14 protein-coding genes are annotated in these 14,188 nt (G+C 63.2%); 2 read left to right on the top strand and 12 right to left on the bottom strand.

Going from position 1 to position 14,188, the window contains the following annotated elements; all coding sequences use genetic code 11:
• Positions 1-6 precede the first annotated feature (6 nt).
• The 5 genes from AB7M23_RS04930 to yrfG form a co-directional block, all read right to left on the bottom strand.
• Positions 7-498, bottom strand: a complete 492-nt coding sequence (locus AB7M23_RS04930) for a glycine zipper domain-containing protein (RefSeq protein WP_102052450.1) — start codon at positions 496-498, stop codon at positions 7-9.
• 205 nt (positions 499-703) lie between these two features.
• Complete coding sequence (locus AB7M23_RS04925) at positions 704-3,034, bottom strand: FdhF/YdeP family oxidoreductase (protein ID WP_454242146.1); 2,331 nt, start codon at positions 3,032-3,034, stop codon at positions 704-706.
• A 2-nt stretch (positions 3,035-3,036) separates the two neighbouring features.
• Complete coding sequence (fdhD, locus tag AB7M23_RS04920; RefSeq protein WP_454240321.1) at positions 3,037-3,870, bottom strand: formate dehydrogenase accessory sulfurtransferase FdhD; 834 nt, start codon at positions 3,868-3,870, stop codon at positions 3,037-3,039.
• A 94-nt stretch (positions 3,871-3,964) separates the two neighbouring features.
• Positions 3,965-4,852 (bottom strand): LysR family transcriptional regulator, encoded by an 888-nt coding sequence (locus AB7M23_RS04915; RefSeq protein WP_102053657.1) that lies wholly within the window; start codon positions 4,850-4,852, stop codon positions 3,965-3,967.
• A gap of 33 nt (positions 4,853-4,885) precedes the next feature.
• Positions 4,886-5,551, bottom strand: a complete 666-nt coding sequence (yrfG, locus tag AB7M23_RS04910) for a GMP/IMP nucleotidase (protein WP_065761084.1) — start codon at positions 5,549-5,551, stop codon at positions 4,886-4,888.
• 80 nt (positions 5,552-5,631) lie between these two features.
• Here yrfG and nudE point away from each other — a divergent pair, with 80 nt between their 5' ends.
• The gene (gene nudE / locus AB7M23_RS04905) at positions 5,632-6,198 is read left to right on the top strand and encodes an ADP compounds hydrolase NudE (RefSeq protein WP_065761083.1); all 567 of its coding nucleotides are present in this window, start codon (positions 5,632-5,634) and stop codon (positions 6,196-6,198) included.
• Entirely contained in the window at positions 6,195-7,031 is an 837-nt protein-coding gene (gene cysQ, locus AB7M23_RS04900) for a 3'(2'),5'-bisphosphate nucleotidase CysQ (protein ID WP_454240320.1), read from the top strand. Before nudE ends, cysQ begins: the two co-directional genes overlap by 4 nt.
• Here cysQ and AB7M23_RS04895 read toward each other — a convergent pair.
• Genes AB7M23_RS04895 through rfbB form a run of 7 tightly spaced genes read right to left on the bottom strand, consistent with a single transcriptional unit; the run spans position 7,020 to position 14,102 of the window.
• Positions 7,020-7,475: a YiiD C-terminal domain-containing protein gene (locus AB7M23_RS04895; RefSeq protein WP_065761081.1), complete on the bottom strand. Its 456-nt coding sequence runs from the start codon at positions 7,473-7,475 to the stop codon at positions 7,020-7,022. The genes cysQ and AB7M23_RS04895 overlap by 12 nt on opposite strands.
• Positions 7,472-8,887, bottom strand: a complete 1,416-nt coding sequence (locus AB7M23_RS04890; RefSeq protein ID WP_454240319.1) for a sigma-54-dependent transcriptional regulator — start codon at positions 8,885-8,887, stop codon at positions 7,472-7,474. Before AB7M23_RS04890 ends, AB7M23_RS04895 begins: the two co-directional genes overlap by 4 nt.
• Positions 8,884-10,698, bottom strand: coding sequence for a sensor histidine kinase (locus AB7M23_RS04885; RefSeq protein WP_454240318.1), 1,815 nt, complete (start codon positions 10,696-10,698; stop codon positions 8,884-8,886). Before AB7M23_RS04885 ends, AB7M23_RS04890 begins: the two co-directional genes overlap by 4 nt.
• 35 nt (positions 10,699-10,733) lie before the next feature.
• On the bottom strand, positions 10,734-11,609 hold the full coding sequence (gene rfbD, locus AB7M23_RS04880; RefSeq protein ID WP_454240317.1) for a dTDP-4-dehydrorhamnose reductase: 876 nt from the start codon (positions 11,607-11,609) through the stop codon (positions 10,734-10,736).
• Complete coding sequence (gene rfbC / locus AB7M23_RS04875; RefSeq protein ID WP_454240316.1) at positions 11,606-12,151, bottom strand: dTDP-4-dehydrorhamnose 3,5-epimerase; 546 nt, start codon at positions 12,149-12,151, stop codon at positions 11,606-11,608. Before rfbC ends, rfbD begins: the two co-directional genes overlap by 4 nt.
• On the bottom strand, positions 12,142-13,023 hold the full coding sequence (gene rfbA / locus AB7M23_RS04870) for a glucose-1-phosphate thymidylyltransferase RfbA (RefSeq protein WP_409277585.1): 882 nt from the start codon (positions 13,021-13,023) through the stop codon (positions 12,142-12,144). Before rfbA ends, rfbC begins: the two co-directional genes overlap by 10 nt.
• On the bottom strand, positions 13,020-14,102 hold the full coding sequence (gene rfbB / locus AB7M23_RS04865; protein ID WP_454240315.1) for a dTDP-glucose 4,6-dehydratase: 1,083 nt from the start codon (positions 14,100-14,102) through the stop codon (positions 13,020-13,022). The genes rfbA and rfbB overlap by 4 nt, the downstream gene beginning before the upstream one ends.
• Between the last annotated feature and the right edge of the window lie 86 nt (positions 14,103-14,188).

Genomic DNA, 14,188 nt, shown 5'->3' with positions numbered 1-14,188 from the left:
CGGCTATCAGTCGTCGTGGCGCCAGTGACGGTGCTTGCGGTGGCCGTAGTGATGGCCGCGGTCACGGTAGTAACGACGGTCGTCGTAGTCGCGCCCGCGGTAACCACGTCCACGGTAGTCACGGTCTTCTTCGTCGGCTTCTCTGCCCATGTAGTTACCCAGCGCGCCACCGGCACCGCCACCGGCGGCTGCACCGATCAGGCTGCCTGTGGTGCCGCCCATGCTGCGACCAACCACGTTACCGCCGGCAGCGCCCAGTGCGCCCCCGATGGCGGCTTCGCCACGGCTGTGTTTGTTCGCGCCAACAGCACCACCGGCTGCACCACCGAGGCCCGCACCGATCGCAGAGCCGGTGCTGCCGCCAATCGACTGGCCGACGACCGAACCCAATACCCCACCCAATGCGCCGCCAATACCGGCTTCGGTGGTGCCGCCTGCCGAGGCAACGCCACTGAGCAGGCCGAGGGACAACAAGAGAATCGAGGAGTACTTCTTCATCTAAGAGAGCCTCAGAGGGATGACGAGGCGATCCTGAGGCTCTGGGATGGGGCTGGCAACGGAAATCCGACGAGTAACACGACTTGTGCACAAATCGATAAGTTACTGTTTTTTAGCTGAAACTTTCTCGAATTTCGCGTGTCTGAGCTACTTCGGGAAAGGCCCTGGCAGTGTTGTCAGGGCCTTTTTTGTGGGCGTAAACCGGTCAGATGATTCGTGCCGTCTCGCTGGCTGCGAGCAGCTTGATCGCGATGAATTTCGAGGTTGGCGTGTGGCTGTCATCGCCGACGCTTTCCAGCGGCACCAGTGGGTTCACCTCGGGGTAATAGGCTGCTGCCTGCCCGGCGGGGATGTCGAAGGCGAGCAGGGTGAAGCCTTTGACCCGACGCTCACGCTCATCACTCCAGAGCGACACGATATCCACCTTCTGCCCCGGACGGAAGCCCAGGCGAATGATGTCGGCCTCGTTGGCGAACAACACATCGCGTTGGCCTTTCACGCCACGGTAGCGGTCGTCCAGGCCATAGATCGTGGTGTTGTACTGATCGTGCGAGCGCATCGACTGCATGATCAGGTCCGGTACCTGGCCGCTGGCGCGTACACATTCATGCAACAAATCATCGGGCAGGGCGTTGGCCTTGAAATTGGCCTTGCCACTGGCGGTATTCCATTGGCGCTGGCTGGCGCTGTTGCCCAGGTAGAAACCGCCGGGGCGCGCCAGGCGCTGGTTGAAGTCCTCGAACCCCGGGATGGTCTGGCTGATCAGCTCGCGGATGCGTGCGTAATCGGCCACCAGCCAGTGCCAGTCTACCGGCTGCGCGCCGAGGGTGGCCGCAGCGATGCCGGCGATGACCGCAGGCTCCGAGCGCATCTGCCGCGACAACGGCTGCAGTTGACCATTGGAGGCATGCACCATGCTGAATGAATCTTCCACCGTGACCGCCTGGGCGCCTTCGGCCTGCAGGTCGATGTCAGTGCGTCCCAGGCATGGCAGGATCAGCGCGTCCTTGCCGTGGATCAGATGGCTGCGGTTGAGCTTGGTGCTGATCTGCACGGTCAGTGCGCAGTTGCGCAGGGCTTGGGCGGTGCGCTCGGTGTCTGGCGTGGCTTGGGCGAAATTGCCGCCCAAGCCGATGAACACCTTGGCCTGGCCGGCGAGCATTGCGCCAATGGCTTCGACAGTGTTGTGGCCGTTGTGCCGAGGCACCTTGAAACCGAAGCGTTTTTCCAGCGCGTCGAGCAACGCCACCGGTGGGCGTTCGTTGATGCCCATGGTGCGGTCGCCCTGCACGTTGCTGTGGCCACGGACCGGGCACAGGCCAGCACCCGGTACACCAAGGTTGCCGCGCAGCAGCATCAGGTTGGCGATTTCCTGAATGGTTGCCACTGAATGTCGGTGCTGTGTGATGCCCATGGCCCAGCACATGATGACCTTGCCAGCCTTGCAGTACATCTGCGCCGCCTGTTCGATCTCGGCAAGGCTCAGGCCCGACTGTGCCTCGATCTGTTCCCAGGGCGTGGCCTCGACCGTTGCCAGGTAGTCGTCGACACCGGCGCTGTGTTGCGCGATGAAGGCGTGGTCGAACACCGCTGGTGCACCGCTGGCCTGGGCTTCGCGTTCCCACTGCAACAGGTACTTGGCCATGCCGCGCAGTACTGCCATGTCGCCGCCGAGGGCCGGACGGAAGTACGCCGTGTTGGTCGGACGGTCACCGTTGGTGAGCATCTCCAAGGGGTGCTGCGGGTGCTGGAAGCGCTCCAGGCCGCGTTCCTTGAGTGGGTTGATGCAGACGACCTGAGCCCCCCGCTTGACCGCTTCGCGCAGCGGCTCAAGCATCCGGGGGTGGTTAGTGCCTGGGTTCTGGCCCCAGACGAAGATCGCCTCGGCATGCTCGAAATCGTCGAAGGTCACCGTGCCTTTGCCGACACCGACACTTTGCCCCAATGCCACACCGCTGGCTTCATGGCACATGTTCGAGCAGTCTGGAAAGTTGTTGGTGCCGTAGGCACGAACGAACAGCTGGTAGAGAAATGCCGCTTCGTTGCTGGCGCGACCGGAGGTATAGAACTCGGCCTGATCAGGGCTTGTCAGGTTCTGCAGGTGTCGGGCGATCAGGGCGAAGGCGGCCTCCCAGCTGATGGGTTGGTAGCGGTCGGTTGTGGGGTTGTAGCTCATCGGTTCGGTGAGCCGGCCCTGGTACTCAAGCCAGTAATCGCTTTGCTGCAGCAGCGAGGTGACGCTGTGGCGGGCGAAGAATGCAGCATCGACTCGGCGTTTGGTCGCTTCCCAGTTCACTGCCTTGGCGCCGTTCTCGCAGAACTTGACCATGCCGCTTTCCGGCGAGTCACCCCAGGCGCAGCCTGGGCAGTCGAGGCCGCCATTCTGGTTGGTCTTGAGCAACGCACGGATGTTTTTCAGCGCGTTGTCACTGCCAATCCAGGCTTGTGCCACGCTGCGCAGTGCGCCCCAGCCACCTGCGGCGCCGCGGTAAGGCTTGTAGCGTGGAACAGGTTTCTGGTCGACTTGATGGGGCAGGTTCACGTTCGGTTCTCCCGCGCAGGGCTGTAGACCCGCGGCGCACTACGTTGTGGCAGGTGAATAAGGTTGAGGTTGTGTTGGCGGGCCCATTGCAGGGCCAGGCCGGTCGGAGCAGACAGGCTGACCAGCGTCTGGATGCCGGCGCGCAGCACCTTCTGGATCAGCTCCAGGCTGCAGCGGCTGGTGACGATGGCCAGGCCACCCTTGGTGGCGATGCGTTGGCGTACAAGGGCCCCGATCAGTTTGTCGAGGGCGTTGTGCCGACCAATATCTTCGCGGCCCAACAGCAGTTCGCCGTTGGCGTCCATGAACAACGCGGCATGCACCGCGCCACAGTGTTGGCCTAGCGGCTGGAAGGCACTGATGCGCTGGCGTAGGTCGAGCAGCCAGGCGGCCGGTGGCAAGGGTGCGCCGGGCAATACCTTGAGCTCGGGCAGTGCCTGCTCCAATGCCTCGACCCCGCACAGGCCGCAACCGCTGGTACCGGCCAGTTGCCGACGTTGGTTCTTGAGGTTCCAGAACGCCCGACTGGCGATCTCCACCTCCGCGTGCAGGGCTGAGCCGCTGCCGCTGAGCGTGATGTCATAAATCTCGCTGGCCTCGGCGATACCGCTACCGATGCTGAAGCCAACGATGAAGTCTTCAAGGTCGGTGGGGCTAACCAGCATGACCGCCTGGCTGATGCCGTTATAGGCAATCGCCAGGGCCACTTCCTCGGCCAGTGCGGTGGAGGTCGGCGTGCTGTCTTCGAGGTCGTGGAACGCGTAGTCGTTGCTGGCCGCTGGCGTCACCAGTTCAGTGGTCGCCGCGCAAGTGGGGCGTTTTAGGGTCATGGCACAGGTACCGGCGGCTGATCAGTCTTAAGCCTAGGCCTGCGCTCAGGTATCGTCTAATCGCTATTACTGATGCCGTGATAGAGCGGGTCGATCAAACCTCGTCCTGCATGTGGCGGTACTCGTTGAAGCAGGCCTCGGCCAAGGCTGAACGCGGTGCGCTGCGGCGCATGATCAGGCCCAGCGGTGCCAGGGTGCTGGCTTGCTCGATGGGCTGCAGGCGCAGGCGCTCGGTCAAGGCTTCCAGGCCAGTGGCCAGCGGCATGATTGCGCAACACAGGCCACCGTTCACCGCTTGTACCAGTTGATGCACGGCATCGGTCTGCAGCAGCGGTTGCGGGTTCAGGCCACGGCTGTGGAAGTTGTGGTCGATTGACTGACGAAAGTGCATGCCGGCGGTGAGCAGGCCCAAAGGCAGTTCGGTCAATGCCTGCCAACTGAGGGGCTGATCGTCGAAGTTGAAGTACGCCGGGTCATACAGCAGGCCCATGCGTGTGTCGCCCAGCGCCAGGGACTCGAAACGTTCGTTATCCAGCCGTTCGAGGTACGACACACCGAGGTCAAGCCGGTTACTCGCCAACTGCTCCAGAATCTGCTCGGAGCTGAGTGCGCTCAGTTCAAAGCACAGTTGTGGATGCTGGCTGTGCAGGCGCTGCAGCAGTGGCAGCGGGTCGAAGCTCGACAGCGGCACCACGCCCAGGCGCAGGGTACCGACCAGATGCCCACGGCAGGCAGCCGCTTCGGCGTACAAGCCATCGTAGGCGGCCAGTACCGAACGGGCCCAGGCCAGCACCCGTTCACCCTGGGCGGTGAACCCCTCGAAGCGCTGACCACGATTGACCAGGGCCAAACCCAGTTCCTGCTCCAGGTTGCGCAGGCGCATCGACAGGGTTGGCTGGGTTACATGGCACAACGCGGCCGCTTGGCCGAAGTGGCGGGTTTCATCCAGGGCGATCAGGAATTTCAGCTGTTTGATGTCCATCGGCGCTCCACGGCACAGGGCAGGCGAGGCATTCTAACCGAGCCCTTCGAGCAGCGTCCGATAGTCGTCCAGTGCCGCGAACTCCTGGGTGTCCCGTGGGCCTTTACGGCTGTCGGGCTGGCGCACCGCAAGCAGGTGTGCAACACCAAAGGACTGGGCGCTGCGCAGGATCGCCAGGGTGTCGTCGATGAACAGGCTGCGCGCCGGGTCAAAGTTGATGTCGGCCTGCAGGGCACTCCAGAACTGTGGGTCTTCCTTGGGAAAACCGTAGTCATGGGAGCTGATCAGGCGTTCGAAATACGGCGCCAGTGCCACCCGTTCCAGTTTCACCGAGAGCGAATCGCGGTGGGCGTTGGTGATCAGTACCACCCGCTTGCCAGCATCGCGGATAGCCGCGAGGAACACGTCGGCATCCGGGCGCAGGGCGATCAGGTTCGCGGTTTCCAGCTTCAGTTCGCGAATCGGCAGGTTCAGCTCTGCGCTCCAGAAATCCAGGCAGTACCAGTTCAACGAGCCGGCGTTCTTTTCAAACAACGGCTGCAGTTCCAGTTCGGCCATGGCCCGGCTCACCCCATGCAGTTCGGCATAGCGCTGCGGCAGGTGTTCCAGCCAGAAGTGGTTGTCGTAATGCAGGTCGAGCAGGGTGCCGTCCATATCGAGTAGAACGGTATCGATGTCGCGCCAGTTCAGGGCAGGCATGAAAGATTCTCGGTCAGTCGGGCGCAGTGGCCGGGCAAGCCACGGTATAGTACCGCGTTCACGCCAAGGAGCCGCCACCCATGCGCCAGAAACCCACAGTCCTTGCTCGCGAGATTGTCGCCAGCAGCCGTCTATTTCGTGTCGAAGCGGTGCAACTGCGCTTTGCCAACGGTGCCGAGCGCACCTATGAGCGATTAGTCGGGCGCGGCAACGGGTATGGTGCGGTGATGATCGTGGCGATGCTCGATGCCGAACACGCGGTGTTGGTTGAGGAGTACTGCGGCGGCACCGACGAGTACGAGCTGTCGTTGCCCAAGGGCCTGATCGAGCCGGGCGAAGACGTGTTGGCTGCGGCCGACCGTGAGCTCAAGGAAGAGGCCGGCTTCGGTGCCCGGCAACTGGAGCACCTGACCGAACTGTCGTTGTCGCCGGGCTACATGAGCCAGAAAATCCAGGTGGTGCTGGCCAGCGACCTCTATGAAGAGCGCCTTGAGGGCGATGAGCCGGAGCCGATGCGGGTTGATAAGGTCAACCTGCGTGATCTGGCCTCGCTGGCACAGCATCCGCAGTTTTCCGAAGGGCGAGCGCTGGCGGCGTTGTACCTGGCGCGCGACCTGCTGACCCAGCGTGGGGTATTTGTCCCATGAGCGAATTGAACCTGAACGCGATGATGGCTGAGGTCGTCGATCTGGCCCGTCTGGCAGGGGATGCCATTCTGCCGTTCTGGCGGGCTGATGTGGCGGTCATCGCCAAGGCCGATGCTTCGCCGGTGACGGCTGCGGATATGGCCGCGCACCAAGTGATTGCCAGCGGCTTGCAAGCCCTGGCTCCGGCGATTCCGGTGCTGTCCGAAGAGGATTGCGATATTCCTTTGAGCGAGCGTCAGACCTGGCAGCGCTGGTGGCTGGTCGACCCGCTGGACGGTACCAAGGAATTCATCGCAGGCAGCGAAGAATTCACCGTCAACATCGCACTGATTGAACAGGGGCAGGTGCTGTTCGGTGTGGTCGCCATGCCGACCAGTGGCCGCTGCTATTTCGGTGGTAAAGGGCTCGGCGCCTGGCGCTCCGACCGCGGGGGCGAGGCGCAGCCGATTCAGGTTCGTCTGGCGCCGCCGGCGGGTGAAAGCTTTACCGTGGTCGCCAGTCGCCGTCATACCAGCCCACAGCAGGAACACTTGTTGGCAGGGCTCAGCGGCACGCTGGGCGAGTTGCAACTGGCCAATATCGGCAGTTCGTTGAAGTTCTGCCTGCTGGCTGAGGGCAGCGCGGATTGTTACCCGCGCCTGGCGCCGACCTCGCAGTGGGATACGGCAGCAGCTCAAGGTGTGCTGGAGGGCGCCGGTGGTGAAGTATTGGGCCTCGATGGCCAGGTCTTCAGCTACCCGCCGCGTGAGTCGTTACTCAATGCGTTCTTCCTGGCGTTACCGGCCGCTGCGGCGTGGCGCAACGACCTGCTCAAGCTCGCCTCAGCGATGTAACACGTACTGCCCGCTGAAACGCACGGCATCCTCTTCGCTGCCGGCGTTGCGAACCTGGGTGTTCAGGTTCAGGCGGGCCCGGCCATAGCGCTGGTACGTGGCGATGAACTTGTTCCAGACCTTCTCATCAGGCGCCTCGCATTGAGCGATGGCTGCACCGGTGACGGGCACTGGATAGTTGATCTGCCCCTCCTGAATGACGATATGGCCGTCGTCGATGCCGGCCTCGCGCAAGCGCATGTGCAACCAGCCCCAACCGACCAGCACGGCGGCGCAATACAGGCTGCCGCCAAACATGGTGCTCTTGTGATTGACGTTGGCGGCCAGCGGCAACTGCAGGCGCAGGCGCTGTTGTTGCCAATCAAGTACCTGCAAGCCCATTTCCCGGGTAAGGGGGATGTCGTGGTGCAGGAGGGCTTCCAGGTACTGGTTGTCGGTGGTCACGGGCGGTTCTCCTCAAGATCATCAGTGCCGCTGCTGTGGCTGTCGGCGAAATTCAGGCCATGCTTGCGCAACTTGTCGTGCAGGGTTTTGCGCGGGATACCCAGGGCCTCGGCCAGGCTGCGCAGTGAGCTGTGCGAACGGGCCAGCTCGGCGGCGATCAGCGAGCGCTCGAAGTGCTCGACCTGCTCACTCAAATTGCCGCTGCCCAGCACCGGGTTGGCGGCCAGCGGCTCGCTGGGCGTGTCGCCGTCCAGGGCCAGCTCAAGGCCGAGGGCGAAACGTTCCGCCGCGTTCTGCAGTTCGCGCACGTTGCCTGGCCAGGCATGGCGCATGAGCAGGGCGCGCTGCGCCGGTTGCAGGGCATGGCTGGGCAGGCCGTGGCGCTGGCTGGCCGCATCGGCAAAATGCTGGAACAGCAGCAAAATGTCTTCGCCGCGTTCGCGCAGCGGTGGAATACGCAGCGGCGCGACGTTCAGGCGGTAGTACAGGTCGGCCCGGAAGCGGCCCTGATCGGCGGCCTGGCGCAGGTCTTCCTTGGTGGCCGCGATGACCCGGATATCCAGCGGGATCTGTTGGTTGCCGCCCAGGCGCTCGACCACACGTTCTTGTAGCAGGCGCAACAACTTGACCTGAACATCCAGGCTCATGCTCTCGATTTCGTCGAGGAACAGTGTCCCGCCGTTGGCGAACTCGAATTTGCCAATGCGGCGTTTCTGCGCCCCGGTGAAGGCGCCGGGTTCATGGCCGAACAGCTCGCTTTCGACCACCGACTCTGCCAGCGCGCCGGCATTGATCGCCACGAACGGGCCGTCGCGGCGGCTCGACAGGTCGTGCAGGGCACGGGCGACGACTTCCTTGCCGGCGCCGGTTTCGCCGAGGATCAACACGTCGGCGCGGGTCGGGGCCAGTGCGCCAATCTGCTCACGCAGGCGCAGCATCGGTGCCGATTGCCCGACCAGCCGGGCGCTCAATGCCTGGCGATCGCTGAGGGCCAGGCGCAGGCTGCGGTTGTCCAGTATCAGGCGGCGCAGGGCCAAGGCCCGGCGCACGCTGTCGAGCAGGGCATCGCTGGCGAAGGGTTTTTCCAGAAAATCGTAGGCGCCGGCACGCATGGCCTGGACGGCCAGCGGTACGTCGCCGTGGCCGGTAATCAGCAGCACAGGTAACTCCGGGTCCTGCCCATGCAACTGTTCGAGCAGTTGCAGGCCGTCGATGCCTGGCATGCGAATATCGCTTACGACTACCCCCGGCCAATCGGCTTCGATACGTTGGGCCAAGCCTTGGGCATCGCTCAGGGACATGACCTTGAGGCCGGCGAGGTCGAGGGTCTGGCTCAGCGCCTGACGCAAGTGCGGGTCGTCATCGACCAGAATCACCTGTGTGCGGCTATCGATGAGCGGCTCGGTCGTCATGCCGATGGATCCTCCGAGGTTTGCAGGTTGGCGCCGGGTTTGGCTACGCGCAGTTTCAGGGTCAGCAGTGCGCCACCCTCAGGGTGGTTGGCCAGCAGCAGTTCGCCACCCAGCGCACGCATCAAGGTATCGCAGATCGCCAGCCCCAGGCCAAGGCCCTGGGTACGGGTCTTGGTGGTGAAGAACGGTTCACGGGCACGGGCCATGGCTTCGCTGCTGAACCCTGGGCCGTTGTCGCGAATGTACAGGTAGACGTTGTCGTCCTTGCGTTCGGCACTTAGCCACAGCTTGCGCGGGTTAGCCTTCTCGGTCAGCGCGTCGAGGGCGTTGGCCAGCAGGTTGCCGAGCACCTGGCGCAAGCGGGTTTCACCGGCCTGTACCCACAGGGTGGCCTCTGGCAGGTCACGCACCAGTTCCACGGCCATTGCCCGGCGCCGTTTGGCCAGCAGGGCCAGGGCATCGTCCAGCGCCGGTTGCAGGGCCACGCTTTCGGGTGCGTGTCGGTCGCGCCGGGCAAAGGCGCGCAGGTGGGCGATGATCGAGGCCATGCGCCCGGTCAGTTCACCGATCAGCTTGAGGTTGCTGCGGGCCTCTTCGGTGCGCTGATGGTCGAGCAGGATCTCAGCGTTCTCGGCATAACTGCGGATGGCCGCCAGCGGTTGATTGAGCTCATGGCTGATGCTCGCCGACATCGTGCCGAGCACCGACAACTTGCCGGCCTGAACCAGTTCATCCTGCGCACGGACCAGTTCCTGTTGCGCCTGCTCGCGCTCCAGCACTTCGTTTTTCAGCCGGCTGTTCAGGCCTTCAAGGTCGGCGGTTCGCTCAATGACCCGTTGTTCCAGTTCCTGGCGGGCGCGGGCCTCGAAGGCGATTCGGTCCATGTAGTGCCGGCGCCGTTGCATGATCAGCCCAAGCAGCAACATCAACACCAGCAGCGTGGCGCCGCCGATGGCCAGCACCGTGCGTACCGAACGGTCGATCAGGGTTCGTGGGGCAAGGATGCTCACCTGCCAGCCGGTTTCCTCGATGGTTCGGGTCTGGATCAGCCAGGCTTTGGGGTCGAGGTTCAGCGGTTGGGGCGTCAGCGTCGGGTAGGGCTGGATTGCGGCAATGGCGGCGCGCTCGGTATCGGTCAGTGGCCGGGTGGCACGGAAGCGCCAGTCTGGACGGGAGGTCAGAATAACCACGCCGTTCTGGTCGGTCAGCAGCAGTTGTTCCGGGGTTTTGCCCCAGAGCGTTTCGGTGTGGTCTAGGTCGACCTTGACCACCAGTGCGCCGATCACGCGCTCGCCATCGCGCACGGCACCTGCAAAGAAGTAGCCGCGTTTGGCCGAGGTGGTGCCTTGGCCGAAAAAGCGCCCCAGGCGCCCGGTAAGGGCATCGCTGAAATACGGGCGGAAGGCAAAGTTACGGCCAACGAAGGTGTCGCGCTTGTCCCAGTTGGACGCTGCCAGGGTGTTGCCGTTGGTGTCCATCAGGTACATCACTTCGGCACCGGTCTGGGTGCTGATGTCCTTGAGCAGCCGGTTGGCGTTGGTCAGGGTTTCCAGGCGCATCGGGTCCTTGAGCACCGCACGCAGGGCTGGCAGGTCACCGAGGATCTGCGGCAGGGTTTCATAGCGGTGCAGGGTACCCAGCAGGTTTGCCACGTACAGGTCGAGGGTCTGGCGATTTTGCCCGGCCAGTTCGTCCTGATAGTAACGCTCGGCCAGGTGTTGCAGCGGCAAGAGCAGTGGGGCGAGGAACAAGGCCACGATGGCCAGGCTGCGCCAGCGTGGACGACGGGGAACGGTCGGGGTCATGGTCATTGCAAATGCGCCGATGGAGTCTGGCGCATTATGCGCTACTTCAGGCAGTCGATCAGTGCTTGCTGCCAGTCTGGCTGGCTGACCTGCCATTGCTGCTGCAGGCGGCTGCAGTCCAGGCGCGAGTTGAGTGGGCGCTGGGCTGGTGTCGGGTACTCGCAGGTGGGGATGGGCACTAGCCGGGCACAGTGCTTGCCTTGGGCCTGGAGGTGCGCGGCGATGGCCTGGGCAAAACCGAACCAGGATGTCTCGCCTTGCGCGGTCAGGTGATAGGTGCCCCAGGCGCCCGCCTGGCCAGCCTGCCAATGCTCGATCAGGGCGCGGGTGCTGCGGGCGATGGTAGCCGCCCAGGTCGGTGCGCCGATCTGATCGGCAACCACGCGCAGCTCAGGTTTTTCCTGCAGCAACCGCTGCATGGTCAGCAGGAAATTGCGCCCATGCTGCGAGTACACCCAACTGGTGCGCAGGATCAGGTGCTGGCCAGCGATGTCGCGGATCGCCTGCTCGCCAGCCAGCTTGCTGCGGCCGTAGACGCTCAGCGGGTTGGGCGTGTCGTCTTCGTTGTAGGGTGTGGCCTTGCGGCCATCGAAGACGTAGTCGGTGGAGTAGTGAATCAACGGGATGCCCAGCCGCGCGGCCTCTTCAGCGAGTACCCCGGGGGCGTGGGCGTTGACCGCAAAGGCCAGGGCCTGCTCGACTTCCGCCTGATCGACTGCGGTGTGGGCGGCGGCGTTGATGATCAGGTCCGGTGCCAATCTGCGCACCTGCTGACGGATCTGCTCCGGATGCGCCAGGTCGAGCGCATCGCGGCCCAGCACGTGCAGGGTGCCGAGCGGGGTCAACTGCATTTGCAGCTCGCGCGCCACCTGACCGTGTTGGCCGATGATCAGCATGTTCAATGGGGCAGTGGTCATGGAAAAAGTTCTGCCTCTTTCAGCGATTTACCGGCCTGGTCCTTGGCCGACAACAGCGGCACCTGTTGCAGTTGCCAGTCGATTGCCAGGTCCGGGTCGTCCCAGCGGATGCAGCGTTCGGCGGCCGGGTTGTAATAGTCGGTGGTCTTGTAGAGGAACTCCGCACTGTCGCTCAACACCACGAAACCGTGGGCGAAGCCTTCCGGTATCCACATCTGACGTTTGTTTTCGGCAGACAAATGCACCGCGACCCAACGGCCAAAGGCTGGCGAGCTGCGGCGGATATCCACGCACACGTCGAGCACCTCTCCCTGTACGACCCGCACCAGTTTGCCCTGGGGGTTTTCCAGTTGGTAATGCAGGCCGCGCAGTACGCCGCGCTGTGAACGGGAATGGTTGTCCTGAACGAAGGTTGTCGTGACCCCTGTCTGCGCTTCGAAGGCCCGGGCATTGAAGCTTTCGTAGAAAAAACCGCGGGCATCGCCGAACACCTTCGGCTCCAGGATCAGTACCTCGGGCAGGTCAGTGGTGATTACTTCCATCGGTTCTCTCGGGTCAGGCTGTAGAGGTACTGGCCGTAGCCGGTCTTGCCAAAAGCGTTGGCACGTTCAAGCAGGTGCGCCTCGTCGATCCAGCCCTGTTGGAAGGCGATCTCTTCCAGGCAGGCCACTTTCAGACCCTGGCGGTGCTCAATGGTCTGCACGTATTGCGAGGCTTCCAGCAGGCTGTCGTGGGTACCGGTATCGAGCCAGGCAAAGCCACGCCCGAAGCGCTCTACGCGCAAGTCACCCCGTTTCAGGTAAGCGTTGTTGACGTCGGTGATCTCCAGCTCGCCACGGGCCGAGGGGGTAATGCCCTTGGCGATCTCGATCACGTCGTTATCGTAGAAGTACAGGCCGGTCACTGCATAGCTGGACTTGGGCTGCGTCGGCTTTTCCTCGATCGACAGGGCCTGGCCCTGTTCGTTGTACTCGATCACGCCGAAGCGTTCCGGGTCTTTGACCCAGTAACCAAACACCGTTGCACCGCTGCTGTGGCTGGCGGCGCGTTGCAGTTGTTCGGTAAACCGCTGGCCGTGGAAAATGTTGTCGCCGAGGATCAGGCACACCGAGCCGTTGCCAATGAACGTTTCGCCAATCAGGAAGGCCTGTGCCAGGCCGTCCGGCGAGGGCTGTTCGGCATAGCTGAACTGGACGCCGAACTGGCTGCCGTCACCGAGCAGTTGACGGTACTGCGGCAGGTCCTGCGGGGTGGAGATGATCAGGATTTCGCGGATACCGGCCAGCATCAGTACCGAGATCGGGTAGTAGATCATCGGTTTGTCGTAGACCGGTAGCAGTTGTTTGGAAAGCCCCAGGGTAATGGGGTGCAGGCGAGTGCCGGAGCCGCCTGCCAGAACGATACCTTTGGTCATGCAATCAGGTCCTTGAAATCGCTGTTGCCCAGGCGCTGGCCTTGATAGCTGCCATCCTGAACATGTTGGCACCACTGTGGGTTATCCAGGTACCACTGCACGGTCTTGCGCAGCCCGCTCTGGAAGGTTTCGGCTGGAGTCCAGCCCAGCTCACGCTGGATTTTGCTGGCGTCGATGGCGTAGCGCTGGTCGTGCCCGGGACGGTCCTGGACGAAGCTGATCAGGTCGGCGTAGTGGTTCACGCCGGCCGGATGATCGGGTGCCAGTTCTTCAAGCAGTGCGCAGATGCTGCGCACCACATCGATATTTTTCTGTTCATTGTGCCCGCCGATGTTGTACGTCTCGCCGACCTGACCGGCGCACAGCACCTGCAGCAGGGCGTGGGCATGGTCCTCGACGAACAGCCAGTCACGCACCTGCAGGCCGTTGCCGTAGACCGGCAGCGGTTTGCCCGCCAAGGCGTTGAGGATCGTCAGCGGAATGAGCTTTTCCGGGAACTGGAACGGCCCGTAGTTGTTCGAGCAGTTGCTGAGCAGTACCGGCAAACCGTAGGTACGGTGCCAGGCGCGTACCAGATGGTCCGAGGCCGCCTTGCTGGCCGAGTAGGGCGAGCTGGGGGCGTACGGCGTGGTTTCCGTGAACAGGTCGTCCACCCCATGCAGATCGCCGTACACCTCGTCGGTGGACACATGATGGAAGCGGAAGGCTTCACGCTCGGCGGCGGGCAGCTTTGCCCAGTAAGCACGGGCGGCTTCCAGCAGGCTGTAGGTGCCGACAATGTTGGTTTCGATGAACGCGGCGGGGCCGTCGATGGAGCGGTCCACATGCGATTCGGCGGCCAGGTGCATGATTGCGTGCGGCGCAAAACGCTCCAGTACGGCGTCGACCGTGGCACGGTCCGCGATGTCGGCGTGCACGAACTCATAACGGGTATTGGTCGCGATGCTGCTCAGCGATTCCAGATTGCCGGCATAGGTGAGCTTGTCGAGGTTGAGCACGTCATGTGCGGTGGTCTCGATCAGGTGGCGAATCAGCGCCGAACCGATGAATCCGGCACCGCCGGTAACAAGAATACGCATGTCGAGTGGCCTTTCCTGCCTAATCGGGCATTGATTGGGTGTCGCCTAGGTTGTGTGTCAACGCGACTAGGCGCAAGTGAATTACG

It is taken from the genome of Pseudomonas sp. HLS-6 TE3448, assembly GCF_053629555.1.
Note: the sequence above shows the minus strand (reverse complement) of the source record. Positions and strands in the feature narration are given on the sequence as shown.

Bases quoted from the DNA above. Each gene is read 5' to 3' on its own strand.
- rfbB (WP_454240315.1), bottom strand. From the start codon at position 14,102: ATGCGTATTCTTGTTACCGGCGGTGCCGGATTCATCGGTTCGGCGCTG.
- cysQ (WP_454240320.1), top strand. From the start codon at position 6,195: ATGAGCGAATTGAACCTGAACGCGATGATGGCTGAGGTCGTCGATCTG.
- yrfG (WP_065761084.1), bottom strand. From the start codon at position 5,551: ATGCCTGCCCTGAACTGGCGCGACATCGATACCGTTCTACTCGATATG.
- rfbA (WP_409277585.1), bottom strand. From the start codon at position 13,023: ATGACCAAAGGTATCGTTCTGGCAGGCGGCTCCGGCACTCGCCTGCAC.
- AB7M23_RS04885 (WP_454240318.1), bottom strand. From the start codon at position 10,698: ATGACCATGACCCCGACCGTTCCCCGTCGTCCACGCTGGCGCAGCCTG.
- AB7M23_RS04890 (WP_454240319.1), bottom strand. From the start codon at position 8,887: ATGACGACCGAGCCGCTCATCGATAGCCGCACACAGGTGATTCTGGTC.
- fdhD (WP_454240321.1), bottom strand. From the start codon at position 3,870: ATGACCCTAAAACGCCCCACTTGCGCGGCGACCACTGAACTGGTGACG.
- AB7M23_RS04930 (WP_102052450.1), bottom strand. From the start codon at position 498: ATGAAGAAGTACTCCTCGATTCTCTTGTTGTCCCTCGGCCTGCTCAGT.
- rfbC (WP_454240316.1), bottom strand. From the start codon at position 12,151: ATGGAAGTAATCACCACTGACCTGCCCGAGGTACTGATCCTGGAGCCG.
- nudE (WP_065761083.1), top strand. From the start codon at position 5,632: ATGCGCCAGAAACCCACAGTCCTTGCTCGCGAGATTGTCGCCAGCAGC.
- rfbD (WP_454240317.1), bottom strand. From the start codon at position 11,609: ATGACCACTGCCCCATTGAACATGCTGATCATCGGCCAACACGGTCAG.
- AB7M23_RS04915 (WP_102053657.1), bottom strand. From the start codon at position 4,852: ATGGACATCAAACAGCTGAAATTCCTGATCGCCCTGGATGAAACCCGC.